Annotated in this window: 19 protein-coding genes and 4 tRNA genes; 7 read left to right on the top strand and 16 right to left on the bottom strand. The window is 43.6% G+C overall.

Going from position 1 to position 24,338, the window contains the following annotated elements; translation table 11 throughout:
• The first annotated feature begins 50 nt into the window (after positions 1–50).
• From EKG38_RS09235 to EKG38_RS24925, 4 genes are all read left to right on the top strand, one after another.
• Positions 51–126 (top strand) — tRNA-Thr (locus tag EKG38_RS09235).
• A gap of 735 nt (positions 127–861) precedes the next feature.
• Positions 862–937: transfer RNA gene (locus EKG38_RS09230), tRNA-Phe, on the top strand.
• A 7-nt stretch (positions 938–944) separates the two neighbouring features.
• Positions 945–1,020 (top strand) — tRNA-Thr (locus tag EKG38_RS09225).
• 64 nt (positions 1,021–1,084) lie between these two features.
• A tRNA-OTHER gene (locus tag EKG38_RS24925) sits at positions 1,085–1,181 on the top strand.
• Between the two features lie 320 nt (positions 1,182–1,501).
• Here EKG38_RS24925 and nagP read toward each other — a convergent pair.
• The 6 genes from nagP to EKG38_RS09195 form a co-directional block, all read right to left on the bottom strand.
• On the bottom strand, positions 1,502–2,806 hold the full coding sequence (gene nagP / locus EKG38_RS09220) for an N-acetylglucosamine MFS transporter NagP (RefSeq protein WP_439332648.1): 1,305 nt from the start codon (positions 2,804–2,806) through the stop codon (positions 1,502–1,504).
• A gap of 244 nt (positions 2,807–3,050) precedes the next feature.
• The gene (nagX, locus tag EKG38_RS09215; RefSeq protein WP_126519973.1) at positions 3,051–4,187 is read right to left on the bottom strand and encodes a transmembrane glucosamine N-acetyltransferase NagX; all 1,137 of its coding nucleotides are present in this window, start codon (positions 4,185–4,187) and stop codon (positions 3,051–3,053) included.
• A 91-nt stretch (positions 4,188–4,278) separates the two neighbouring features.
• Positions 4,279–5,406 (bottom strand): N-acetylglucosamine-6-phosphate deacetylase, encoded by a 1,128-nt coding sequence (gene nagA, locus EKG38_RS09210; RefSeq protein ID WP_126519972.1) that lies wholly within the window; start codon positions 5,404–5,406, stop codon positions 4,279–4,281.
• A gap of 27 nt (positions 5,407–5,433) precedes the next feature.
• The gene (gene nagK, locus EKG38_RS09205; protein WP_126519971.1) at positions 5,434–6,330 is read right to left on the bottom strand and encodes an N-acetylglucosamine kinase; all 897 of its coding nucleotides are present in this window, start codon (positions 6,328–6,330) and stop codon (positions 5,434–5,436) included.
• A gap of 272 nt (positions 6,331–6,602) precedes the next feature.
• The gene (locus EKG38_RS09200) at positions 6,603–9,254 is read right to left on the bottom strand and encodes a beta-N-acetylhexosaminidase (protein ID WP_126520232.1); all 2,652 of its coding nucleotides are present in this window, start codon (positions 9,252–9,254) and stop codon (positions 6,603–6,605) included.
• Between the two features lie 589 nt (positions 9,255–9,843).
• Positions 9,844–12,525 (bottom strand): TonB-dependent receptor, encoded by a 2,682-nt coding sequence (locus EKG38_RS09195; protein ID WP_126519970.1) that lies wholly within the window; start codon positions 12,523–12,525, stop codon positions 9,844–9,846.
• Positions 12,526–12,962: 437 nt separating this feature from the next.
• Here EKG38_RS09195 and EKG38_RS09190 point away from each other — a divergent pair, with 437 nt between their 5' ends.
• A complete protein-coding gene (locus EKG38_RS09190) occupies positions 12,963–13,982 on the top strand; it encodes a LacI family DNA-binding transcriptional regulator (protein WP_126519969.1) in 1,020 nt (339 codons plus the stop codon).
• Between the two features lie 80 nt (positions 13,983–14,062).
• Here the strand turns inward: EKG38_RS09190 and glnB are convergent, their stop codons facing one another.
• Positions 14,063–14,401, bottom strand: a complete 339-nt coding sequence (gene glnB / locus EKG38_RS09185) for a nitrogen regulatory protein P-II (protein WP_012141553.1) — start codon at positions 14,399–14,401, stop codon at positions 14,063–14,065.
• 249 nt (positions 14,402–14,650) lie between these two features.
• Between glnB and EKG38_RS09180 the strand changes: the two genes are divergently transcribed.
• Both EKG38_RS09180 and EKG38_RS09175 read left to right on the top strand, forming a co-directional pair.
• Positions 14,651–15,160 (top strand): GspH/FimT family pseudopilin, encoded by a 510-nt coding sequence (locus EKG38_RS09180; RefSeq protein WP_126519968.1) that lies wholly within the window; start codon positions 14,651–14,653, stop codon positions 15,158–15,160.
• A 142-nt stretch (positions 15,161–15,302) separates the two neighbouring features.
• Positions 15,303–15,788 (top strand): GspH/FimT family pseudopilin, encoded by a 486-nt coding sequence (locus EKG38_RS09175; RefSeq protein WP_126519967.1) that lies wholly within the window; start codon positions 15,303–15,305, stop codon positions 15,786–15,788.
• 74 nt (positions 15,789–15,862) lie between these two features.
• Here EKG38_RS09175 and EKG38_RS09170 read toward each other — a convergent pair whose 3' ends face one another.
• From EKG38_RS09170 to lspA, 9 genes are all read right to left on the bottom strand, one after another.
• Positions 15,863–16,165 carry a TapY2 family type IVa secretion system protein gene (locus EKG38_RS09170; RefSeq protein ID WP_126519966.1) on the bottom strand — a complete coding sequence of 101 codons (303 nt, stop codon included), beginning with the start codon at positions 16,163–16,165 and terminating at the stop codon, positions 15,863–15,865.
• A complete protein-coding gene (locus EKG38_RS09165) occupies positions 16,162–16,554 on the bottom strand; it encodes a type IV pilin protein (RefSeq protein WP_126519965.1) in 393 nt (130 codons plus the stop codon). The genes EKG38_RS09170 and EKG38_RS09165 overlap by 4 nt, the downstream gene beginning before the upstream one ends.
• Positions 16,554–20,129, bottom strand: coding sequence for a pilus assembly protein (locus tag EKG38_RS09160; protein WP_126519964.1), 3,576 nt, complete (start codon positions 20,127–20,129; stop codon positions 16,554–16,556). Before EKG38_RS09160 ends, EKG38_RS09165 begins: the two co-directional genes overlap by 1 nt.
• Before the next feature lie 4 nt (positions 20,130–20,133).
• Positions 20,134–20,568 (bottom strand): pilus assembly PilX family protein, encoded by a 435-nt coding sequence (locus EKG38_RS09155; protein WP_126519963.1) that lies wholly within the window; start codon positions 20,566–20,568, stop codon positions 20,134–20,136.
• A 12-nt stretch (positions 20,569–20,580) separates the two neighbouring features.
• A complete protein-coding gene (locus EKG38_RS09150; RefSeq protein WP_246033122.1) occupies positions 20,581–21,543 on the bottom strand; it encodes a PilW family protein in 963 nt (320 codons plus the stop codon).
• A 21-nt stretch (positions 21,544–21,564) separates the two neighbouring features.
• Positions 21,565–22,086, bottom strand: a complete 522-nt coding sequence (gene pilV / locus EKG38_RS09145) for a type IV pilus modification protein PilV (protein WP_126519961.1) — start codon at positions 22,084–22,086, stop codon at positions 21,565–21,567.
• Positions 22,087–22,326: 240 nt separating this feature from the next.
• Entirely contained in the window at positions 22,327–23,274 is a 948-nt protein-coding gene (gene ispH / locus EKG38_RS09140) for a 4-hydroxy-3-methylbut-2-enyl diphosphate reductase (RefSeq protein WP_126519960.1), read from the bottom strand.
• Positions 23,275–23,277: 3 nt separating this feature from the next.
• Entirely contained in the window at positions 23,278–23,700 is a 423-nt protein-coding gene (gene fkpB, locus EKG38_RS09135) for an FKBP-type peptidyl-prolyl cis-trans isomerase (RefSeq protein WP_126519959.1), read from the bottom strand.
• Positions 23,701–23,705: 5 nt separating this feature from the next.
• Complete coding sequence (gene lspA, locus EKG38_RS09130) at positions 23,706–24,236, bottom strand: signal peptidase II (protein ID WP_126519958.1); 531 nt, start codon at positions 24,234–24,236, stop codon at positions 23,706–23,708.
• Between the last annotated feature and the right edge of the window lie 102 nt (positions 24,237–24,338).

Genomic DNA, 24,338 nt, shown 5'->3' with positions numbered 1-24,338 from the left:
ACTGGTAATCAAACAGATTACTCCCGAGTTAATCTGTTTAAAAGTAATATGCCGGCATAGCTCAGTTGGTAGAGCAACTGACTTGTAATCAGTAGGTCCCGAGTTCGACTCTTGGTGCCGGCACCATACAATAGAAAAGCCTCGACATTGTTCGGGGCTTTTCTATGTCTAAAATTCAGATGTTCAATACTAACTATCAGTAGGTCTCCCCCACAAGAGCTTCGACTCTTGGTGCCGGCACCATATTCGTTCTCTTTGTTAAAAGTGAAGAGCGAAGTGCAATAAGCCACACTCTTTATCAGCTTACTTGTATCTTAAATATGAAATCGCTAGCACCCAGAAATTCATTCTCCTTGTATGAGGTATGAGATAAGACAGGTGATTCATATGACCTTTATCTGATAAGTATTAGTTGAGAAGCTAAAGCAAAATGGACTTGTCATTGCTCGACTAGTGAGCTGAGCAAAATTAAAATGAAAGAGATCATATTCATTTTTCATCCTCAATCGATTACATTATCGCTCAACCAACCTCTCCCTTCAGAGTAACTCAAGCTGTGCCCGATCAAACGAAGGGTAAAGCAGGTTGTTTTATCACCAGCTTTACCCGTTGTCCACGACGTATATGCACAACCAGACAGATAAGACCGACTCATAGGTCAGTTATACACCAGCATTAGCTCGCTATTAGTACAAATATCGCGTGATCGTTCAGATTTTGACAAGTTGAACATCTTTGATAAAAAACTACTTGCACGCTCCAGAGCATCGCTATATTATACGCGCACTCCAAACGAGACGGGTCATAAACAACCTGATTAATACTCTCGCTTAGAGTAGATGACTAACACTTAGTTTAGTTGCCCGAATAGCTCAGTCGGTAGAGCAGAGGATTGAAAATCCTCGTGTCCCTGGTTCGATTCCGGGTTCGGGCACCAATATTTAGCCGGCATAGCTCAGTTGGTAGAGCAACTGACTTGTAATCAGTAGGTCCCGAGTTCGACTCTTGGTGCCGGCACCATATACGATAAAGCCACTCTTTTGAGTGGCTTTTTTGTATCGGATACTTTTCTATTTAAGATCAAGCCGGCATAGCTCAGTTGGTAGAGCAATTGACTTACTCATTCTAAGAGCAGCAGTAGGTCCCCTTTTGTTATAAAGAACCGACTCTTGGTGCCGGCACCTGAATCGTAACAACCAACACTGCTCAGTTTCATCTACACTTTCCAAGGCTGATGAGAGCTCATTGCCAGCCCTCCTTCCACAAGCATTACCGCTATATTCAGCCAGCTTCAAAAAAGATCCCAGATGCTTCCTCACGTCAGCCTCATCTCACTTAATACAACAGATTTCAGGACGGGGTAATTCAAAGGCATAAAAAAGGAGCCCTAAAGGCTCCTCAGTTTAACTGTGTTTACTAATCACGGTTTACTACTCACTGTTTACTAACGGCTATCGCTAATAACTGTTGCTAAACTAACGTTAGTCACTAACGCTAATAACTACCAACTTTTCATCTTATAGCCTTTGACGGCATAAAATAGGATAAACAGGTAACAGGGTAACATCACCATATAACCGCCCTGCTGCCCCAGAGATGAGACAGAACTTGTCAGCCCCCAAAATAGTGGGCCAAATGCTCCACCTGCAATACCCATTACCAGTAATGCAGAACCTGTACTGGTTAACTTCCCCATGCCCGATAGCGCCAATGGCCAGACTGCCGGCCAGACTATCGCGTTAGCCAAGCCAAGAAAAGCAATCATGAGCAAGGTATCAGGTAGCTGTGCGCCACCAAATGGCACTAAGAGGATGTTTGCAATGGCGTAAGATTCGTTGTCACCAAGTACGATACCTAAGGTTAGCAGTAACCCCAGTATGGCTGAGATCATCAGGGCTTTTGGTTGAGAGATAAAACGGGGAATGGTCAATATCCCTAATGTATAACCAAGCACCATACAGATCATAGTATATGAGGTCATCACACCATAACTTTCAACACCTAAAGAGAGGGCAAATGTACCTATGGTATCACCCGCTATCACCTCGACGGCAACGTAGAAAAACAGCGCCGCCACACCAAGTGCCAGGTTAGGATGAGACAGTGCTTCTCTTATATGGCCTTTGCTGTTGGCATCGCTGTCGTCATCTTCTTTAGACAATTCAGGCAGAGGTGACTTCTTGACGACTAATGCTAATAAACCGATAAACAGGGCCATTCCCAGATATGGAATCACTAAGCCATTGGCCATCTCATCTATTTGAAGCTGAGTAAGCTCTGTCCCCACTCTATCTTTAAAACTGTCTAAGATAAGAGCCGTAAATACCATTGGTGCTATAACTCCGGCACCCTTATTCAATATTCCCATCACGCTTACACGTGCAGCAGCAGACTCTTCAGGACCAATACGAACGACATAGGGGTTCACAGCGGTTTGAAGTAGAGTCTGACCCGCTCCCATTACTAACTGTGCAAAAAGGAACAAGCCGAAAATCTGAGTCTTAGCAGCGGGAATAAACAGTAAACCCGCTATCATCATGACGCCCATCCCCAGCGCCATACCGTTTTTATAACCCACTTTTCGTATTAACCAGGCTGAAGGTAGCGCGGTAAAGGTCACTGCAATATAAAATGAAAATAAAATTAATGAGGCTTGTAGCGGAGTTAATTGAAGGATCTGTTTCAGATACGGCATCAATGAGCCATTGAGCCAGGTTGCAAACCCCAGCACAAAAAAGAGCACTGCGACTATCGTCATCGGGATAACGCTACTGCGCTTCTTATCACTATTTAATGTCATTTCCATAAGCCTGCTTCTTATAATATTTAATTGTGGAATACGGTACGGTTAATCTCACTTACTCATATAAACCTGTGGCTAAACTCTACCAAATAACGCTATTCACGGGTTAATTCAAACAGCTTTGTTTCACTGATGTTAAAACAGAAACACAAAAAAGACAACGCTGTCATTTCATTCTTTTAACATCATAACGGATACCCATTCATTTTAATGCGTCAAATCAGTAACAAACTCTAACCCTACAGACTTAAACCTTAATGAAAATATTTCGCCTAAACATCCAAAACAGCAACCACCACTGTACTAACAGCAGTGAAATAACGGCGACCAGTTGTTGGCCCGCTGCGGGGGTGACATTGATGACCCCGCCAAAGAGACCTTGTGCGATGTATTTCCAATTAATAAGGCTAGAGGCAAGATAGATGATAATGGCGTTGCACCCGATAACAACAAAGGGGAAAGCCAGTGTCTGCCACTTAAGTAGATCGACAATAGCATAGAAGACAGTGAGCAGAATTAAACTCCAGCCTATGGTTACCAAGGTAAATGAGCTGGTCCATAGCTCCTTATTTACCGGCACAATGAAATCAAGCAGCCAACCGAGTCCCAAGAAGGCAGCACCCGCGACTAACATATAAACCACTTTAAACCATTCACCTTTAGGATGAGGCTTAATGATAAAATGTCCGACAAACACGCCAGCTAAAGCATTCGCTACGGCGGGGATAGTTGATAATATCCCCTCAGGATCTAATGGTCGGTTCTGGTATGTGATCCCAGGAAGAAGATGAGTGTCGATAAACGCATTAATAGAGCCTTCAGGTGTGAAACTCCCTGCTCCATATCCAGGCACCGGGAAAAATAACTGCAGGAGTGCATAGCCAATCACAATCCCAACCATGGTGATTATTTGCGTACGCAAACAGGTATGCCATACCAAGATAGCGGCAAAAAACCAGGCAAAAGCGATTCGACCTAGCACACTGGCATATCTAACTTCATCGAGTACAACCGGGACTCCCGTCCCCCAACCATGGTTGTAAAGAATACCGAAGAAAAGTAGCAGTAATAAACGCTTAACAGCGTGTTTATACAGCGGCATTCTCTGGGCGATAGGTAACTTATCTAATCGCTTTGGCGATAATCCTAATGCCACTCCCGATAGAAAAATGAATAGTGGAAAGATGAGATCGTAAAAGGTAAATCCGTGCCACTCACTGTGATGCATCTGGGCGTCAAACCATTGCCAGCCTTGCCAACCGGTCCAGGCCAACAAGCCTGCAAATAGGGCTTCACCACCCAAAATCCAAAACATGTCGAAGCCCCTAAGCGCATCGAGAGACATTAATCGACGTTTGGAGACCTTAGCTTGAGCAACTTCCATTACTTCTTCCTATTCTTTAGCTTTGTATAACAAAAAGCCCCGACAGCATAGCTGCCGGGGCTTAAACTAATTCAACAACGAATGGCTAGAACTAAAACACACGTTCGCCACCAATATAGGTTTGTTCAACTTTGATGTTACGGTTGAGTAAGGTCAAGTCTGCTCGACTGCCTACAGATAGCTGGCCTTGGCGCTTATCAATATTTAAAAATTGCGATGGATAGAGAGATCCCATTCTTATGGCTTCGTCTAAATCAATTCCCAACATATTGACGGTATTGCGCACCGCACCAGCCATGTCGAGTACACAACCGGCTAGCTCACCAGTGAGCGCATTTAATCGATCGCCTTGACGTATAACCTGAGTACCAAAGAGCTCGAAACTCGCTTCACTGTCCAGCCCAACGGGAGGCATAGCATCGGTAACCAGCATCACCTTGCCTCTGGGCTTTGCGTAGATAGCCACCTTAGCCGCCGCCGAATGAACATGGTGTCCATCGACAATTAAGCCGCACCATGCATCGCGGCTTTCGATAGCGGCCCCCACCATACCCGGCTCTCTCGAACCCAATGGTGACATAGCATTAAACAGATGAGTAAACCCGGTTGCGCCAGCTTCAAGGGCGGCAACAACCGTTTCATAATCGGCATTTGAATGACCGAGGCAGACCTTGACATCGGCGTCAACGAGCGCCTTAATCACCTCAACGGAGACATTTTCAGGCGCCAAAGTCACCAGCTTTATGCCTAAGTCATCCCGGTAAAAGAGTTCGAGTTCAGCGTCTGATATACGCCGTATATGAGATTGAGGGTGCACCCCTTTTTTGGGAATAGAGAGGTGTGGCCCCTCAAAGTGCACACCTAACACACCGGCACTACCTTTAATTAATGAAGCTGCGACGGCATCGGCTGCTCTGCACATCACATCGATATCATCGGTAATAAGTGTCGGCAGGAAAGCTGTGGTACCAAACTTAGCGTGTGCAGAGCCTATCGTCTCGATGCACTCGACCGAGGTGTCTGCATTTAGTAATGCCCCGCCACCGCCATTAACCTGAACATCGATGAATCCGGGAGCGAGCGTCCCATCTAATTTAACTTCCTTTGCACCGGAAACGGTATCAAATGCCAAAATATGCCCATCTTCAATAGTAACTGGGCATTCACTATGAAAAGTCTCACCATCGAATACTTGCTGTGCAATAAAAGTCTGCTTCATCTCATTTAGATCCTGAGTCTACTTAAATCATTTTTTCTGAAACTGCTGACGGGCATAATAGGCGGCTCCGAATTCCGGTGGCGCCAGTGTGGGTGAAAGCTTAGCAATCACATCTTTACCCAGCCATGGAGCTAAGGGCTCCGCAAGACCGCCAATCATAGAAAAACGAGGAGGTTCAATTTCAAATAACTTGCGCGCCAACTCGCTGATATAAGCCGCGCCCTCTTTGACTATGCCAAGCGCGACCTCATCATTAGCATGGGCACACTCAAGAACGATACGAGCAAGCTTTGCGTAGGTGCCGGATGACTGCCCTGCCAGCTGCTCAACAATTCCCATCGCATCTTTAGTGTTAAAATAACTCAAAACTCGCTCGGTCAACGCCGTCTCTTTAGCGAAACCATCGAGATAAAGTAAAACCTGCTCTGCAACTTGTAAACCTAGCCAGGCGCCACTTCCTTTATCACCTAAGGCAAAACCATGTCCGCCCAGGCATAACTCTTTACCGTTAACATTGGCGTAGCCACATGAACCTGTGCCGGTAATGATAACAGCACCATCTCCACCTTTGTGCGCTCCGATACACGCAGTGTGCAGATCTGTGGTCACATACATATGGGCAAATGGATGCTCCCAGTTAACAATATCATTATAAAGTCTGGGAACATTAACGCCCGCAAGACCAATACCTGCGACTAAGGTTTTGCTGTCAATCAAGTTCATCCCAGCATCTCTCAATGCGAGCTCAGTAGATGCCTGAATCGACTCAAATGTTTTAGATAAACCATGAAGTGGATTTGCGCGCCCCGCGACACCGGTACCAACTACAGCATCTTCACTAGAGTAGATCGTTGCCCGGCATTTACTGCCACCACCATCAATACCGATAAACAAGGGTTTCCCCGTCGTCTGGTTCACACTCATACAGACCTCATTCACAGTTTTCATCCGGAACGTAAAAGACTCTCATCACGTTCCGTCACCGATTAAGTTAACTTCATGTTACAACACAAATGACAGCGTTGTCATTTACTTTTTTAACCTAATTGCATCTGTATACGACTTTCCTCTGAACACCTTACTGATAGGGAGTTAAGCGTGGCTAGGATTGTTATTTTATCAAAGCCACACCTGTTAACTCTTTGTTGTGTGGCTACTGGTATTACATGACGGCTAATGTTACAAGACGACTAATATTACATTACGACTAGGGAGCGGCCTCTTCGTTTCCCGTCAGCGCCAACGGCCCTCACTTCAACTTGCCCCTCGACCGCTACAGGAGAGTGATATTCTTGCCACTGCCCACCAGCGAGTCGATATTCTATAACGAGCCCTGGGTAGATCAGATTAGTGAAAAGCTTACCCTCATGAATATGAGCGCCGACGGTAGGAACACGGTATTCGATACCCGCCCTATCAAGTTTTGATAACTCTTTATGGCCGAGTGTATTTGCGATTATTGACCATTGAGCCAATTGGCGGGTACGCATCTCTTGGGTAAAGAAAGCAGAATCTTGATTATAAACCGCCCCCTCATATTGATATGGCACTTCCCAATCGGCCTTATGCCATGCCTTCTCGGCTAAGATTAATAACCTTGGGAAGGTCATATACTCGACGACGGCATCACTTCTTAAGGTCTCACTCCAGATCTGTCCCTGTATACCACCAAAGCCCATGCCTTCTTTGATTGGTCCACTGACACGCTTACCATTTTCATCTAATTTCTCAGTATCATCCGCTTCAAAAGCCTGCCCCTGGATATCAGTCCATTGCTCGGCGTTTGCAGGAAGATTATCAGGCATAAAGCCATACAACTTTCGTTCATTGGTATTTCGGCTGGCCCAGTAATAACCATGCTCTTTCGGATCCGCTTCGTATGGGAAATCGAAATAGAGCATTTCAGGCATACCCAAAATGGCATCCCAACCTAGGTTAACCTGCTGATGTGCCCGCTTATAGCCACCATGGGAGATCACATCCCAAACGTTACTCTGTGACTGCTTAGGCATATTTTCGTGGCGAGTATGACTCATACCATCACTCCAGCCTGCAGGTTCGATGCCTTTCTTACTCAGTATATTTGAGACTCGCTCGACAAAATATGCGCCAAACTCGTCACTCGATTTAACCCCCTGATTATTGTCTGCAAGAAATGCCTCACAGACTGGAGACTCGAGCCAGGCGCCAGCCGTTTCATCGGCACCGATATGATAAATTGAGAGTGGCTGACCCGCTTGCAGGTGCAATTTAGCTATTTCATCGATAACCTTAGAAACAAAGTGGAACGTCGATTCCATACACACGTTTAGGGTATTGTCGTCATAATATTGAATCGATGAGTAAACCGTCTTGTCATCGAAGTCGACCAATAGATACTCCTTCGCGGCTTGCTCCTTACCCAGTGTCATTAACTTCTTATAGCGTGCCTCCATAGACTTAATGGCTGCCCGGGAGTGCCCCGGCATATCCATAGATGGAATGACCTGAATTTGCCTGGCTGAGGCATACTTTAAGATCTCTATATAATCCGATTTTGAGTAGTAACCGTTGACTGCGGTGTCCGCAGAGGGGCCACTGCCGAGTTGAGGCAATAGACAGCTCGTCTCGGTCAGATCATGGCAACGTTTACTGCCTATATCGGTCAACTCCGGCAACCCATCTATCTCTAATCGCCAACCCTCATCGTCAGCCATATGAAGGTGTAACTTATTTAATTTATATGCCGCCATCTGATCTAACATATCTAAGATCAACTGCTTACTATGAAAGTTTCTGGACACATCGATATGCATACCACGAAAGTCATATCTGGGCTCATCTCGAATGTTCATGGTATTAACAGATAGCTTGTCTGTGTCGATAAGACTTGTCAAAGACGCGAGCGCATAGGAGAAACCAGCATCATCTGAGGCGGAGATCTTGATGTTATCTTTTGCGATATTTAACCGGTAGCTTCCACTTACCAGCCCATCAGTTACTTTTTCAAAGTTTACCTCTACCCCCTCCTCACTCTGACCCACACCGATACGCGCTAATCGCTCCAGTGCAGCTGTAATTACGCTAACATCAACTGAATTTAGCTTTAACTGTATGCCTAGAGCGAGAGAAACAGGTCTATCAGTCGATGTAACCTCAATGTTTAATGGTGTAGGAATAATAGTGTTCACGGCCGATTCTGGCTGCGACTCTACCCCTTGGTTTGCCAGAAACAACACCTCAGGTGTCGCCCACTTCACCTTATCTGTATCGCTTCGCTTATATTGTGTGTCTGCATCGGTGAACGCCAGATTATATGGCCTGATCTCCATGCCAGTCTCAGCATCGGTAGTGACTTGAGTGCTTTTAATCACTGCAGGCGTTAGCTCACCCGATACTAGGTAGTAATTTGGCATCGCATCCGTTTCCGATAGCTGCCAAAGCTCACCACGAAAGTCGATGGTTTTAGTGACCCCTTTACTCAGCCCTTTGAAGGCATCTGTCGGCTCAATTTTGTGAAGGTCACCCTTAACCCTGGTAATGGTAAACTCTTCACTGTTCACCGACTTAACGGGTCTCATCTGGCTAAAGTATATCGCCCAGTCTTTACTCTGGATATCAAGGGGGGAAGTGAGATCGATCTGGGCGCTAAAACAGCGTCCATCGACCCCGGAAGTTAAGCAGCCATCGGGATAATTAGTGATTAAACGATACTTAATATCTAAAACGTCACCGAGTCGGTTGAGTGCTCGCTGAGTCATACTGTCATTAATCAGTGTCTCGGCATCAGTGGGCTGGGTTACCTTCTGGCTACATGCACCGGTGGTGAGCAGTAAAGTTATTGCCGTCGCGATAAGTTTAAATTTCATCATCTTCCTCTTAATGTCAATATTCCCTCATTCTCATTAACAGAATGAGCTAACTTAATTATCGCAGTCCTTTTTTATTCCTCCCATATTCAAATATGAGTCAGGATAAGAGTGTTCGGTTTTATATTTATTTCGCTAGTAACATCGGTAGTAAAGCAAGGTCAATTACATCCCCTATCACCATGACTCAGAAAAAAAGCTAGGTGCACATTCTCAAATGAGTGTAACACCTAGCTAATGCTAGTTTCTGGGGAGAGACTAAAAGTACAAACACAGATGTATAGAAAATTAAGCCCTAAAACATCTGCCAAAACATGAATCAGGAGACCTCTTCCTTCTCATGCAGACCTTACAGACACGTTATCACACAAGCAGATGACAACGCTGTCATTTGTTAATGTACACAAAGTGACACAGAATATCTACATTTACCTTACATTCATCGTAAACTTTTTCTCACTAACCTAAGAGGTCTCCAAAAATAATAGGTAGTCACTTGTTTTAATAAGAGCGTTAGGTTTTAGTTTCCATAAAAAAACCAGTCAGAAGACTGGTTTTTAGAAGGGGAAATCAACCTATAACAAACAGTTTAAAAATTCATATTTAAACCGAGAACATAACGGCGACCATTTTGGTATACAGACATAAGTCTGTTCTCCGTCTGATCATATTCCATCACTTGCTCATCAGTTAAGTTAACCGCCTCAAATGTTAGTTTGAAGTTTTCGGTTATGTTGTAACTAGAGCTGAAGTCGAGCTGACCATAATCGTCATTGTACAGTTCGGCACCAGTCCAGCTAACGCCCTTGTACCAATCAGTCCTGTAGTTATACATGAAGCGAGCACCGAATGTATCATTCTCATAATATACCTGTGTATTAGCCATATGCTCAGACACACCTTCGACCAAGCCCGAGCCTAACTGCCCATCAACGCGGTCTTGATCACTCTCTGCATTGGTATAGGTATAGTTTGCAGCAATACCGAAATCACCAAATTCCTGTTGGTAACCAAGCTCGATACCATCGGTTGTTCCGCCAAGACCATTCTCCGGACGACTGATTGTCACATCTACCATCTCATCTTCTTGTTCATGATAAAACTGGTCTACATAGGTTCCGGTAGTACGATAACTCTTAATGTCTTTAAAGAAGTATGTTGCCGACAGTATAGATGCATCACCGAAGTACCACTCCCAGGATATATCAAACTGGTCCGCAATTTCTGGATCTAAGTTTGGATTACCCGCTGTACCTACCGGAAACTCTCCATTTAGGTCACCAATTGACACGATTGGCGCTAAATCAGAGTAGTTAGGACGAGCCATCACGCGCGCCGCGGCAAATCGAACAATTTGCTCATCGGCAACATCGAATGCAATGTTAAAGCTTGGGAGGATCTCAGTATAATCACGCTTTTCTGTTACCCACTCTTTATAAGCAGGGGTTAAATATGTCTCCCACTCACCACTACCGACGGTTTCTAATCCCCAGGAATCGCCACTAAAGTTATAGCTGGAAGCTGTCTGCTTCGTTTGGACAATTCGAACACCTAAGTTACCGCGGAACCCTTCACCATCAAAATTCCCCTTAATATAACCACCGAGTATTTTCTCATTAAGCTCCCAGATCTCCGCTAAATTGTTATGCACTGCATATTCAGCTCCTTCACCGAATCCAAGGTTCATGAATGCGTCACGATCCCCCTCTAGCTGTTCAACGACATTGCCATCGACAACATTACCAGCAACAGACTGTGTACCATTCGTTTGACCACAAGTATCCAAGGTCGGGCATTGCTCAAAGATATCCCACATATAAGGCGTTGAACCATCGGCTTTTTGCCAGTGCCAACTATATGCCTGACGCCCCTGTGTTCTATCATGATCTCGATACTTTAAACCTGTCTCAATAGAGCTAAACGCGCCGAATTCTACAGGGATTTCAAAATCAATCTGGCCATATGTCTCTTCATCGGTAGTAGGTTTATTACCACCCCAAGTCCAATTTTGACTCCACTTAGAACCATCAGTAGGATCTACACCAATGTTTACCGATGGCTTACCTGAAAGGTCAAAAGAGTATCCCGAGTTCGCTGGGTCTACGTTAGGAACAAAACTCCAAGATGTTTCGTTGTAGGTTCCACCTTCAGCTTCTGTCTTACCTAGCTGTGCATGCACACTAAATGAATCTGCAGCATAGTTAATTTCTAAATCTATTGAAGAGGTTTCAGTGCTCGATTCCCTGTTAATGAAATCCCATTCGTATGAACCACCACTGGCTACCGTACCTTTATAAATATTAGAGCCGTTTGCAGCAGTATCTGTCAGTGAGTCCAGGTTATTTTGCGGACGAATAAGCAAGTTACTATTGATGTTGTTCGCATCCATCTGCGAATCAAGGACATTTAATGTAAAATCGAGTGAATCAGTTGGAGCATACTGAAGACTAGCAAACAGTGTTTGACGCTCTCTGTCTTGCTTAAATATCGGGTTACCAATATCTTTAGGCGCGCTCATGCCATTTTCATCAGCTGGCGTCCAACCTAATACTTCAAGACCCTCTCGCTGAACACTTCTATCTTGCTTAGTCGCAGAAACTAACACACCGAAAGTTTCAGATTCATTTTTCCATGAATACAGTGCATCGATCTGAGGGTCTGTTTCGCCAGACGTATCTGAATACTGTCCTTGCAAGTTCAAATTAATTGAGTTTGCATCCAGCTCTAGTGGTTTACGGGTACGCATAACGACCGAACCACCGATAGAACCTTCATCCATATCAGCAGTAGATGACTTATAAACTTCTAGAGTTTTCACTAATGAAGAGGGTAACAGAGTAAAGTTAAAACCACGGGAAGGGTTATCCAGAATAAACCAATCAGCTGTAGCGACATTCTGACCGTTAAGTAAGGTGCGGTTCTTCGTTGGACCTGAACCACGAATAGTGATCTTCTCACCTTCACCGAATTCACGACTCACACCAACGCCGGTGATACGAGAGAGTGATTCTGCAACGTTCTTATCCGGAAATTTACCAATATCTTCAGCGGTGATGGTATCAACAACAGCGTTAGCAAATCGTTTATTATTTATATCGGCTTTACGTGAAGCGCGGATACCACGCACTTCGATCTTCTCAATATTTTCATCGTCTGCTGCAGAACCGGCTGTTTCTGCGTCAGCCGCAACAGCTGACATAGACATTGCAGTACCAAGCAGTAGGGCGATATTTGTAGCTAGTACAGTTTTCTTAAAATTAGATGGTCGCATCTCATTTCCCTTCCATAACTTTATTTTATTTTTTTAATTTCCATAACCATTCCCTAATGGAATGACAACGCTGTCATGTTCGGTACAAACATTACACAAAAATTAACCACTGCGCCACAACAAAATAACTTAAAGCGAGAAGCAGCTATTGATCCGCACATTTTTTTTTACACTCGTGAAGGTTTGCTCCCGAGTTGAGAACTGAGTGTTACAAAGGGGTTCAGAGCTGTCTGGCATTCATTTCAAAAGAGAAATTTTTATATAAGGGATATACGATTTAAATTTCTTGTTTGCTAATCAGAGTAAAAGTTCGCACTATAGCCAGTAACAAGTTGAGAGTTAGTTTTTCGTAAAGCTGAGGTCTACATTCAATTATGAACCTTGTAGCACCTAAGTTTGAAATGCGTAATACACTGATATAAAGAGTGTTTAGCTGAATGAAAGTCACAATAAACGATGTAGCAAAATATGCAGGCGTCTCAATAAAGACGGTTTCCCGAGTCACCAATAATGAACCATCTGTAAAGCAGGCTACCATTGATAAGGTCAATGAAGCCATCGAAGCACTAAATTACCAACCAAATTTAGCAGCAAGAAATTTGGCGGGCACAAAGTCATATGTCATCGGCTTTATCTACGATAACCCAAATGCTTATTATGTCATTGATATGCAAAATGGAATTCTATCTTCGTGCAAAGAGCTGGGCTATGAGTTATTGATCCATCCATGTAACGCTAAAGCAGATAACATCTGTGAAGAGTTAACTAAGATGGTAAAGCATGCAAGGCTAGCTGGTTTAGTGTTGACGCCACCACTATCTGAAGACCCTAAAATATTAGAAGCATTAGATAAGATAGATGCAAATTATGTACGTATTATAGCTGGCGCTAAAATCGATGCAAAGACTGGTCTGGCAGTGCTGGTGAACGATAAGCATGGTGCCGTTTCTATCACTCAACATTTGATTGAACTCGGTCATAAAAATATCGCTTTTCTGAGTGGCGATCAGCACCATGAATCAACCAAAGAGCGACTGGCCGGCTTTACTCAAGCGATGGAGGTGAATAATATTGCCATCAAAAAAGATAATATTATTGAAGGTGAATATTCATTCGAGTCCGGTGTAAAAGGCGCTAAAGAGCTGTTGAAAAGAGATGATAGACCTACTGCCATAGTCGCCTGTAACGATGAAATTGCAGCCGGAGCGCTATTTGCGGCCAGACTTGAAGGAATGGATATTCCTAACGACATATCTATTGTTGGCTTCGAAGACAGCCCTTTCTCGAGGCAGACATGGCCAAAACTGACAACCGTACATCAGCCAAACCAGAAGATTGCTCAGATGGCAACCGAGCTGCTAATCGCCAATAGACGTGCCCAAACTTCTGAAGATGCAAAAATATTTATACCGGAACCAGTGATAAGAGACTCCTCGTCCCATCCGGCTGTAAAATAAACGATTCAAGGATTAGAAATAATAATACCGCAGAGAAGTTTCTGCGGTACTTAGTATTTCTAAAACAGAAAAAGAGTCGACTAAACAGCTTCTTCGTTTTCTTCACCGGTACGGATACGTATCACACGTTCGACTTCGGTGACAAAGATCTTACCATCGCCGATTTTTCCTGTTCGAGCTGTATCTACGATAACCTCAATGGACTGATCTAATAACTCATCTTGAATAACCAGTTCAATTTTTACTTTAGGTAAAAAATCCACCATATACTCAGCACCACGGTAAAGCTCAGTGTGACCTTTCTGCCGTCCAAAGCCTTTGACTTCCGAGACCGTCATTCCGGTGATCCCTATCTCAGCAAGCGCCTCTCGCACATCATCTAACTTAAATGGCTTAATAATGGCTTCGACCTTCTTCATCAAACACTCCTTTATACTTGCTTCAATGGGTTTTATCTCTCAATCCTTAAGCTTAGCATGACTGGCATGGACACTGTAGTCGATTATATTATTTACAATAAAGAAGCATTTTTCTTAGTTCAGAACAATATAAATAACTCCTAACATGGCCCATATCAGCGGCTATACTCAGGTATTGAGTTACCGATTCTAAAGTAGCTCAACGGTGATTGCCGGATGCATACACCTTAATTTTCCAGGGAGGAAACCATGAAAACTCATGCCGGATTTACATTAATAGAGCTAATGACAACACTCGTTGTATCAACGACACTTATCAGCATAGCAATACCATCACTATCATCTCTATATCAGGCCTACCGCGCAGATAGTGCCATACGAACAATACGAAGCACATTACAACTAGCCAGAAACAGCGCTATTAGTTATGGATCTAGAGTTACAGCTTGCCCACTGCTGGAGGGAGCCTGTACACAAGACTGGAGAATAGGGATCACGATATTTATCGATAGAGGAGATCCCAATACTATAGATGGCTCAGATCAAGTTTTACTGACAACAGACCGCTTCCATCAAGGTGATAATGTCACTTACAATCGCTCAGCAGTTCGATTTCAACCCGATGGATTAGCTTCCGGTACCAACGGGACACTTCGCTATTGTCCAGGCTCAGTATCTAGCGAGCATTCAAAGGCGGTAATAATTAATCAAGCCGGTAAAATACGCTTTTCTAAAGACAGTAATATCCGATGTAATTAAACTAGCCTTAAAATCCTCTATCCTCTATCCTCTGTCAAAATTTCCTTTACAGCCAATATTTTGGCTGTAATTAATTGCTATTTGATGCTGAAAACTACTTGGTTCTCACATATACTTAACAGAGAATTGAAAGGAAGAGCTCATGCTGCGATTATCAAAAGGTTTCACACTCATTGAAGTAATGGTGACAATAGCTGTAGCGGCTATTTTACTTGGTATAGGTGTACCATCTTTGATTTCAGTGTATGAAGGTGTACGAGTAAATAATAATATAGAAAAAATCAACAATATTTTCCTATTCGCAAGAAACCAAGCTATAAGCTATGGTACAACGGTAAATGTTTGTGCATTCGCCTCTGCTACCTCATGTGGTACCGACTGGGGAAATGGAATAAGGGTATATATAACGAGAGCCGATAGCAGTGAAAAAGAGTTACGCGTAATCGATAACTTTAACCCCAATGATAGACTAAAAGGATCAAGTTCTACCTTTTCATTTTCCCCTGATGGTCTATCAAGCAGTGCAACTCTAATTTACTGTCCAGGTGGGAAAAGTAGCCTATCAAAAAGTGTTTCGGTAAGCGTTAGTGGGCTAGTATCATACGGTGAAGATGGAAAAAGCTGCTAAGCTCGTGAGCAGTTTACGCTATTAACTTAGCAGGTTAACGAATATACATATCAATTAGAACAACTTAGCGCACACTACCTTAATGTTCTCTCATCAAGGCGCTTAGCTTTCTCACTAGAAAAGTCCTCTGCCAATGAGACACACTCAAATACTTCTCTTATAAAATATTTTTTACCTTGATGATCTGTTAACTGCTTACCAGGTAAACTAGCCACTTTTAGTTGCTGATCCTTAACTTTCCAACGGTAGAACACTATTTGTTCTCCTTTCTTTGTACTGGACACATGGCATTTATATTCTTGGTAAGCAGCTTCGGCGGGAGCAATAGAAAGTGCCACTACTAATAAACTACCGAGATATCCAATATTTCTCATCATTTCCAGCACTCCGTATTGGGGCCCTTAACTCCAGTATCGGTTAAGGTAATTGTTTTGCATGTTGAGTCACGACTAGCTTGTGTTCCTATTGCCTTCGCGGTGATGGTGAAAGAACTCGTACCACTAGATGTCACTTCATAGTATCCATGTTCAGATTTATAAGCTGTTGCACCTAACCCCAGTTTTGTCATATCCGTCGCATAGGCTCTATTGTCCATATAGTACTGCTCTTGTAGGTTTGCAACACGAAGCACGGCAGCAACCCCTTCTGAACGACCACTTTTAATGACATAATCAATATAAGAGGGATAGGCAATAGCCGCTAAAATCCCAACAATCGCCACGGTGATCATAACTTCAATTAAGGTAAATCCTTTTATATTTTCCATTACTTACTCTCATCTAGATGATAATAGATTCGGTTAGTCGTTAGTCCACTTCCTAACTCTACAGTTCCTTTACATTCACCATTTTCACACTCCCCCTTACCAACCCCAATAATGTAAGCTATAGAGTCTTCACCCTCTTCAGGCTCTGGGATGACAATCTGTGGAGTATCAGGAACCCGCTCACCAATTTCATAGTAAAGCTCACTGGATGTCCTCGTTCCTTTATGTAAGTCAAATACGTAAAGCCTACCTTGACCAGAGAAGCCACAAACTCCCGCATCCAAGTCAACCTCTTTATCAACTGGTGGCAGGAAGGAGGTAAAATAAACTTTCCCATCGAAAATTAATGATGCAGAAAGGCTCTTTTCACCCGAACCTGCAAAATTATAATACCAGCCCTTCCTTGTACCGAAGGCAAGATTATCACTTTCAGATGATGGAGCCGATAAGGTCACATTATATAAATCTGTAAGTGTCAAAGCTGCTGGGGTATCGGCACTAGAAAATGTCTTGCTCACAACATCTCTATCTTGAAATACATAAAACATGTCGTTAGTAACAGTATCTAACGGATGAGTACGATTCCCCGTACCAACCGTAACAGCATCATATGGAAGGTTTTGGTAAGACAAGACTCCATTCTCACTATGAATATTATTGATTTGTGTCTGAGCCACCGTGGGCTCTGCAAAAAACATCCTATCATTGGGTGCAGTTCCCGAACCAATTTCTGCAAATTTAAATATTGACCAACTAGTTTTATCCGCTGAAGGTAGATCCATACGCCACACATTACCGCCGATGTCTGTTGCATATACTCTGTCAGTTATACCATCATTGTTACTGTCTAACACCGCCACCTTGTTCGGGACACTATACATTCCGGCAGCTGCAAACTTATGGATAAACTCACCAGTATCAGCATTAACAACATACACAGTTTCACCGCTCCCATCTGATGAAGCCATACCGCCACCAAATATGAGCACCGGTCCCTCTACCCCCGGAATAAATGTAACTACTGGCTCTGACCAAGTTTGCCCTAGGTCCTCTAAACCACTCGTATTTGAGTCTATCTTCCACTTGAACGTGGGACTATCAGGGTTAGTAATATTTAACGAATAATAGGAAACACCACCTCGGCGCATTCCCAAGTAAACCCACGCCTTATTAACTTTGCCACTAGAATCCGTTTCAGTATAGGCAACAGGTGATAAGTCCATCCCGTACTCACTATGAGTGCCAGTTGGTAAGTTTTCTCTTAGGGCTGGAATATGATTAAGCAGCTCAGCAGGCGCAAATGCCCAAGACTCTGTAACGGTTCCAACTGAGTAATCTCCACTTCCTTTGTCAGAGTCTTTAAACATATGCACTAATCCCTGGTTGGTACCAACAAGGATCCGAACATCTAAGCTTGAAGTTGAGGGGCCAAAGTTGATTGCCAGAGGCTTAGAGTGCAGAGGGTCTCCCATCACATCTTCTCTGGCATCGGAGAAGCTGCCATTATTATCATCATCATCGACATCCACACCATAGAGCCAGTCGAGATGCTCTCGAACGACGGTCGATTGAGAGTCCGTAATCGGGCTACCCAGTAGTGAATACATAGTCGAGGTCGATACATTATCAATATCGACTAAACTGGTACCTCTATTAGTTAATATTTTTCTATTTTTAAGCGCCGTTCTCAATGCGGGTAATACACCACCGGCAGTGACTTTATTACCATCTTTATTTGCCCCCGAACAGGTATTCCAAAACGTGCACGTGGTGGAAGCAATATTACCATTAGAATCGATCGCATTAGCCGTACCGCCGGGACCGACAATATCACCCGAACCATTCACCTTTAGCTTTTTAAGATTTCCACTCCAGCGAGGGCCTTGTCCGGGCAGGAACATAGCAAAATAGGCTGAGTTGTAGGTTTGCGTTTTATCAAAGTTATTACTGGCGATGCTGGGCGATGTAAAAGATGAGTCAATAGACAAAATTGACTTTAAGGCATCATCCACAGCTTCGAGTAAATCCAGACCATTTTTAGCAACGTAATAGCCTTTCGATATATCATTCTCTCTGGGGTTTCCACCTCGAAATGCCGCCTCCTCAAGTAAAGCCGCCGCATCTTCAGCACCATCGGAAAAGCCGATGGTGAATAATTGTACGTTTTGCTGATTGTCGACTCCTGTTGCATCTTTCACACCTTTCACCAAATCATTGTTATACATATAAGCCGCTAGAGCGGGCATATAACTTGTCTCTTCATCACCTCTTGAATTCGTGAAGGTAAAAGGCTCATAGTTGCCAGCATTGGTCGCTGAGGCTGTTAATCCGGCGATAGCACTGTCTGCAGCCCTATCTAACGTTGGGGCACCGTCGGTAATGTAGATGATATAAGCGGTATCAGGGCACTTTTTAAAAGGTGTGGTATAGCTACCCGAACTGATAATACTTGGCGGGGTATTTGGCACATAACCATCTATCTTATACCAGCCTTGTCCATTGCGGTCTTTATTACCGAAGGTCACAGCCCCACCACTAAAGTATTGGTGGGCTTCATATAACGTTTCACATAACGGTGTATTGGTTTGTGCAGGCATACCATTTATCAAGGAGATAAGAGTACTTTCATTGGTCGGCGTCATCTCTTTAATACCTGAAACGATCCTTCCGCCATCAATCTCATACTCTTGTGGGTAGTTCAGATTAAACACTGCTAACCCCGCATCGATAGGGATAGATAAACCGGTCAAAGCTGTCTTCAACGCATCCTTTGCAACTTCCAACCTTGTCCCAGTGCCACCACTACTTTGCCCCTCTTCAGTTTTTGTTACCCACTGATACCAAACTAAATAATGCGGTGTATATAAAGTAACTGGTGAGCCTTTACCAAAATCTGTATTAGCCTCACTAAATAAACGATCAGCTTCCGTGGCACTTGAGGTATACATATCTTTGTGATCTATCGGATAACCATCGTCGAACTTCGTTACATTCTTCCCCTTAACGATACTCCCAGGGTTTTTAGGATCAGGTTTAAGAATGTCTTCATGGCAGTCAACCAAAGCCGCCTTATTCAGACCGTTGTTCTCAGCTAATGAGAACCACGCCCCTGTATTACCGCTGGACTTAAACTCTCTAATATAACCTGTGTATCTGCCACGCTCATTCAGTGCTATAACTGCACTATTACAATTGTTATTCGACACCTCAAAACGACGACTTTCGTTGGGGTCCTCCGGTACAGGCATACTAGTGGTATTATCAATTCCGCCAGCATTCCAATAAATTCCCTTATTATTGATATATCCAGAGTAGCCCTCTAAATAATCACCAAATCCATCGGCATAATCACATGTCTCACTTGCTTTCTCAGCTGCCGAACAATAAGAACTCACTGCATTTTGATCCTCCGTCGACATACTCCCGGAGTTATCAAAAACAAATAACACCTGTGGACGTTTACCTGTTTTAGGAGAAGAGTCAATCAGATAGAGTTCAGTATCGTCGGCAAAAGTGCCTGCCGACAAAATCAGTAAAACGGTAAATACACCACATAAACAGTTCTTATAAAACATATCATTAATTCCCTGTCAGCACTTGCTGCTCTACACCAGAAGCAACGGTAAGCGAACCCAAATCATCTCGACCAAATGCCACTGTACTCGTTATTTGCACTCGCCTACAGCTAACCAAATTAGCCCCTGTTGCATTCGATGTTCTCTGACAACCCACATCTCTTACGCCAGTCTCCGGCAATGGAGTGATCACTTGATTGCTGCCAAAAGCAGTCGCGGTAGTTTCAACTGCAAGGCTGGCGAAAGAAGCTCCCGTATTATCAAAAATTACCTGAGTGAGCCCACCATCGGCAACCGCCTTCGCTTCAAGCCTTTCTGAACCTGCGCCAGCCATTCTCATCGATTGATTAGAGTTTACGGCTAAAGCAACACCAATCACGGTCATGATGACAAGTACAATCAAAGAAAAAAATAGAGCAATACCTTTCTGTTTATTCATCCACAACCTCTATTAGCTTCTTATCAGTACTGGGTTTTCTAAGACAATTGTCGTCGACATCACTTTGCGCCTAAAATTATCGTTAGGGGCATTGATAACCTTGTCCCCAAGTTGATATTGAACATCATTGGTATAGCTATTATCCGGTTGAACCGAACGTATCAATAAATACATTTTTAATGCGACTAGACGCTGAAAACCTTCATTGTCCCACATCAAAGAGGTCACACTATCTGCAGGCATATAGCTATCGGGAGTGCTATCACCGTCGTTATCAAAACCATAGAGAATTCTCATGTTTTCGATACCCTCAACGAGCTGCTCATCATTTCCCATACCATTTTCGGTAAGGGTTTTACGGCTTAGAACCGGGATACCATTAGCATCATTATCGATGAAGTACACATGGTGTTGATACTCCCAAATTCGGGCATTTGTTAAATTAGCTGAAGGTGTACCATTATTAAAAAATATAGCCTGACTGGAAGTCGCTGATACGTAGTATCCATTTGAATCACCAGCAGCAACACTCGGTCCAATAAAGCGTTTAATCTGTAAAACGTCGGTTTTATCTCTTACGCCATTAAGTAAACATGCCAAACTTTGAGTGCTTACACCGTTTTCATATCCCCAGAGACGCCTAAAATGAGCGGGTTGATTATTCGGTAAACTGGCATTATTTAAGCCTGCTCCAATACAGTCTGTAGCAGCTATAGGGGCATCGACGGTGGTATTCACGCCCACGATAAAGTCCGTACCGGTAAGGTCTCCCATAAACCCCAACTGGCTTATATCTCGCTCCATAATAGCAAATGCGATACGGCCACTTTCCTGAATCTGATTAAATTGGCCTGTTGTCGTCACATTAGATGAAGACATAAGAAACATGGTAAAGATGCCAGCCGATAAAAAAAGACTGATGACCATGGCAACCATCAACTCTACGAGTGACATCCCTTTATGAAATCTTGTCATACTAGTTGCTAATCTCTTCATTTAAATGATCACTGTTTGCAATGTAAAGAGTCGACGTCTATCACTTGAGCTTCCACAACTACCCGCTTCACCAGCATCCGAAATAGAACGAATTCCTTTCCAAGCCATAACCACAGTGACGGTATTGCCATTGATAGTGACACAACCAGTCGGAGTGTCCAATCCACCAACGTTAGTCGTTCCGACCTTCTCGGCTTGCCCTACAAAGGAAGCTCTCCATTCATAGAGGTCCCACGTTACTGTTTGGCTTGTGCTACATATAGCAGCTCCTGTACAAGCTTTTGAGGGGGTAGCAGGAACGCCTGTATAGTTCCCTGCATAGTTGGCAAGTTGGTCTCGATTAAGTTTCATTCGGTTGATAATATCACTGGCATAATATGAGGCTTGAGTCTGCTGAAAGGACTCGAAACTACCTCGCTTAGCGACAATATGAAGATTGAATACACCAACCAGCCCAACAACTAAGATCACAAGTGCAACCATGACCTCAATTAAAGAAAAGCCTCTCTCTTCATTCTGCATTATCGTCAAACCTCCCGATTTCGTCATATTTTTGACGAAAAATAATCAATTTACCCTTTTAAAATCCTAAAGTTAGGCAAAAAACCAGAACATTAGTTAATCATAGATGAGTCGAATGTTAGGCGCTAGTAATATTAGTGTCTAAAAATCCTCTCCATTAGATCCAGTATGAAATTCAGGCAACAAAAAAGGAGGCCTAAGCCTCCTTTTTGTTAACAATACTATTTACTTAAGTAAAAATTATCTCAGTTCTGCCGGCACGGCAAAAACGGTATCCTCTTTACGCCCTTCCACCTCAGTGATAACGCTGGGTGCAAGTTTGGCGACAGCGTCTATGACTTGTTTAACAAGCACTTCTGGAGCCGAGGCTCCGGCTGTCACAGCAACTTTGGTGACTCCATCGAACCAAGCGGCATCAATATCATCTGAACTATCAACCAGATAAGCTTGCGTGCCTCTCTTCTGGGCTAACTCGCGCAGTCGATTTGAATTAGAACTGTTCTTCGAACCCACCACAAGAAACAGGTCAACATCATCCGCGACATTACGCACGGCATCTTGCCTGTTTTGAGTAGCATAGCAGATGTCATCCTTTCGAGGCCCTTGAATCGCCGGGAAACGTTTCTGTAAAGCCTCAATGACATCCTTAGTATCATCCATCGATAGAGTCGTTTGAGTCACAAAGCATAAGTTTTCCTTATCTTTGACCACTAAGGACTCTACATCAGCCGGAGACTCAACCAGGAGCACACCACCATTGGGGTTATTATACTGCCCCATAGTGCCCTCAACCTCCGGATGGCCAGCATGGCCAATCAGAATACACTCGATGCCTTTACGACTGGCACGAGTCACCTGCAGATGAACCTTAGTCACCAAAGGACAAGTCGCATCAAATACCTTTAATCCACGGTGTTTTGCTTCGGCTCTCACGGCTTGTGATACACCATGAGCACTAAAAATCACGATACTGTCATCGGGAACCTGATTAAGCTCTTCAACAAACACTGCGCCTCGATCTTTAAGGTTCTGCACCACATAACGGTTATGAACGACTTCATGTCGAACATAAATAGGGGGTGAGAAAAGTTCTAACGCACGTTCAACAATGCTGATCGCTCTATCGACACCGGCACAAAAACCACGGGGGTTTGCCAGTTTTATCTGCAGACTCTTAGCTTCTTGCATACTCTAAAGCACCTGTACGACTTCAAGTTCAAATGTTACTGTTCGACCCGCTAAAGGATGGTTCAGATCGACGGTAACCGAATCTCCAGCCAGTTCGCGAACGATACCGGGGATCTCACTTCCACCAGGTCCGCCAAAACTGACGATAACACCAGGCTCGAGCGACATATCTGCCGGAAACTTATTTCTGTCCATATGATGAATCGCATCTGGGTTAGATTCACCAAAAGCATCACCTGCCTCGAGGGTAAAGGTGTGCTTATCACCTTCAACCAATTTTGCTATCTGAGACTCAAAAGCCGGACTCAGGGTATCGTCACCGATATTCAATCTAGCGGGCTTACCAGAAGCCTTAGTGCTGTCGGCTGTAGAGCCATCTTCAAGCACTATATTCATATGACATAAAATAGAACGTAGATCAGACAAGTGTATTACTCCTTCGCTGCTTTATTATCATTTTGCCCATTCTGACTCTTCTCTTTATCATCACCGATAAATGAGTCAAGAATGATCAGACCAGCACCAACACAGATAGCCGAGTCGGCAATATTAAAAGCTGCAAAATGGCTTGTATTCCAGAAAAAGTCTAAGAAGTCTACAACATAGCCATGCTGCAGGCGATCAATCAGATTTCCTAAGGCCCCGCCAATCACTAAGGTATAGGCTAAATTTAGTCTCCACATCTTAGTCGGTTGCTTTCTGAGCCAGATAGTTAATATGGTGCTAAATGCGACAGCAATAAAGGTAAATAACCATTTTTGCCACCCACCGGCATCACTTAAAAAGCTAAATGCAGCGCCATAATTACGTACATAGGTAAAGTTGAAGAAAGGTAATAAGTTCACCGATTCATGCAGTTCAAAGTTGGTTAAGACCCATTGCTTCGATACCTGATCGGCGATAAACACCAATACAACTATCCAATACCAACGCAAACCACTTTCTTTCCAGTTAGTTGGCATTAAAATGTTTCCTTCTATGCATACTTTGGCACCTCGCCATATCAAATAGGCTCTGATAATAGTGAAAAAATAGCGAGTTTACTAACGAAAGTCGGAAGCTTT

This window comes from Shewanella canadensis (assembly GCF_003966225.1).
In the GTDB taxonomy this organism is placed as follows: Bacteria; Pseudomonadota; Gammaproteobacteria; order Enterobacterales; family Shewanellaceae; genus Shewanella; species Shewanella canadensis.
Note: the sequence above shows the minus strand (reverse complement) of the source record. Positions and strands in the feature narration are given on the sequence as shown.

Coding starts and splice junctions, on each gene's coding strand:
- nagP (WP_439332648.1), bottom strand. CDS start 2,806: ATGGAAATGACATTAAATAGTGATAAGAAGCGCAGTAGCGTTATCCCG.
- nagX (WP_126519973.1), bottom strand. CDS start 4,187: ATGGAAGTTGCTCAAGCTAAGGTCTCCAAACGTCGATTAATGTCTCTC.
- nagA (WP_126519972.1), bottom strand. CDS start 5,406: ATGAAGCAGACTTTTATTGCACAGCAAGTATTCGATGGTGAGACTTTT.
- nagK (WP_126519971.1), bottom strand. CDS start 6,330: ATGAGTGTGAACCAGACGACGGGGAAACCCTTGTTTATCGGTATTGAT.
- EKG38_RS09200 (WP_126520232.1), bottom strand. CDS start 9,254: ATGAAATTTAAACTTATCGCGACGGCAATAACTTTACTGCTCACCACC.
- EKG38_RS09195 (WP_126519970.1), bottom strand. CDS start 12,525: ATGCGACCATCTAATTTTAAGAAAACTGTACTAGCTACAAATATCGCC.
- EKG38_RS09190 (WP_126519969.1), top strand. CDS start 12,963: ATGAAAGTCACAATAAACGATGTAGCAAAATATGCAGGCGTCTCAATA.
- glnB (WP_012141553.1), bottom strand. CDS start 14,401: ATGAAGAAGGTCGAAGCCATTATTAAGCCATTTAAGTTAGATGATGTG.
- EKG38_RS09180 (WP_126519968.1), top strand. CDS start 14,651: ATGAAAACTCATGCCGGATTTACATTAATAGAGCTAATGACAACACTC.
- EKG38_RS09175 (WP_126519967.1), top strand. CDS start 15,303: ATGCTGCGATTATCAAAAGGTTTCACACTCATTGAAGTAATGGTGACA.
- EKG38_RS09170 (WP_126519966.1), bottom strand. CDS start 16,165: ATGATGAGAAATATTGGATATCTCGGTAGTTTATTAGTAGTGGCACTT.
- EKG38_RS09165 (WP_126519965.1), bottom strand. CDS start 16,554: ATGGAAAATATAAAAGGATTTACCTTAATTGAAGTTATGATCACCGTG.
- EKG38_RS09160 (WP_126519964.1), bottom strand. CDS start 20,129: ATGTTTTATAAGAACTGTTTATGTGGTGTATTTACCGTTTTACTGATT.
- EKG38_RS09155 (WP_126519963.1), bottom strand. CDS start 20,568: ATGAATAAACAGAAAGGTATTGCTCTATTTTTTTCTTTGATTGTACTT.
- EKG38_RS09150 (WP_246033122.1), bottom strand. CDS start 21,543: ATGACAAGATTTCATAAAGGGATGTCACTCGTAGAGTTGATGGTTGCC.
- pilV (WP_126519961.1), bottom strand. CDS start 22,086: ATGCAGAATGAAGAGAGAGGCTTTTCTTTAATTGAGGTCATGGTTGCA.
- ispH (WP_126519960.1), bottom strand. CDS start 23,274: ATGCAAGAAGCTAAGAGTCTGCAGATAAAACTGGCAAACCCCCGTGGT.
- lspA (WP_126519958.1), bottom strand. CDS start 24,236: ATGCCAACTAACTGGAAAGAAAGTGGTTTGCGTTGGTATTGGATAGTT.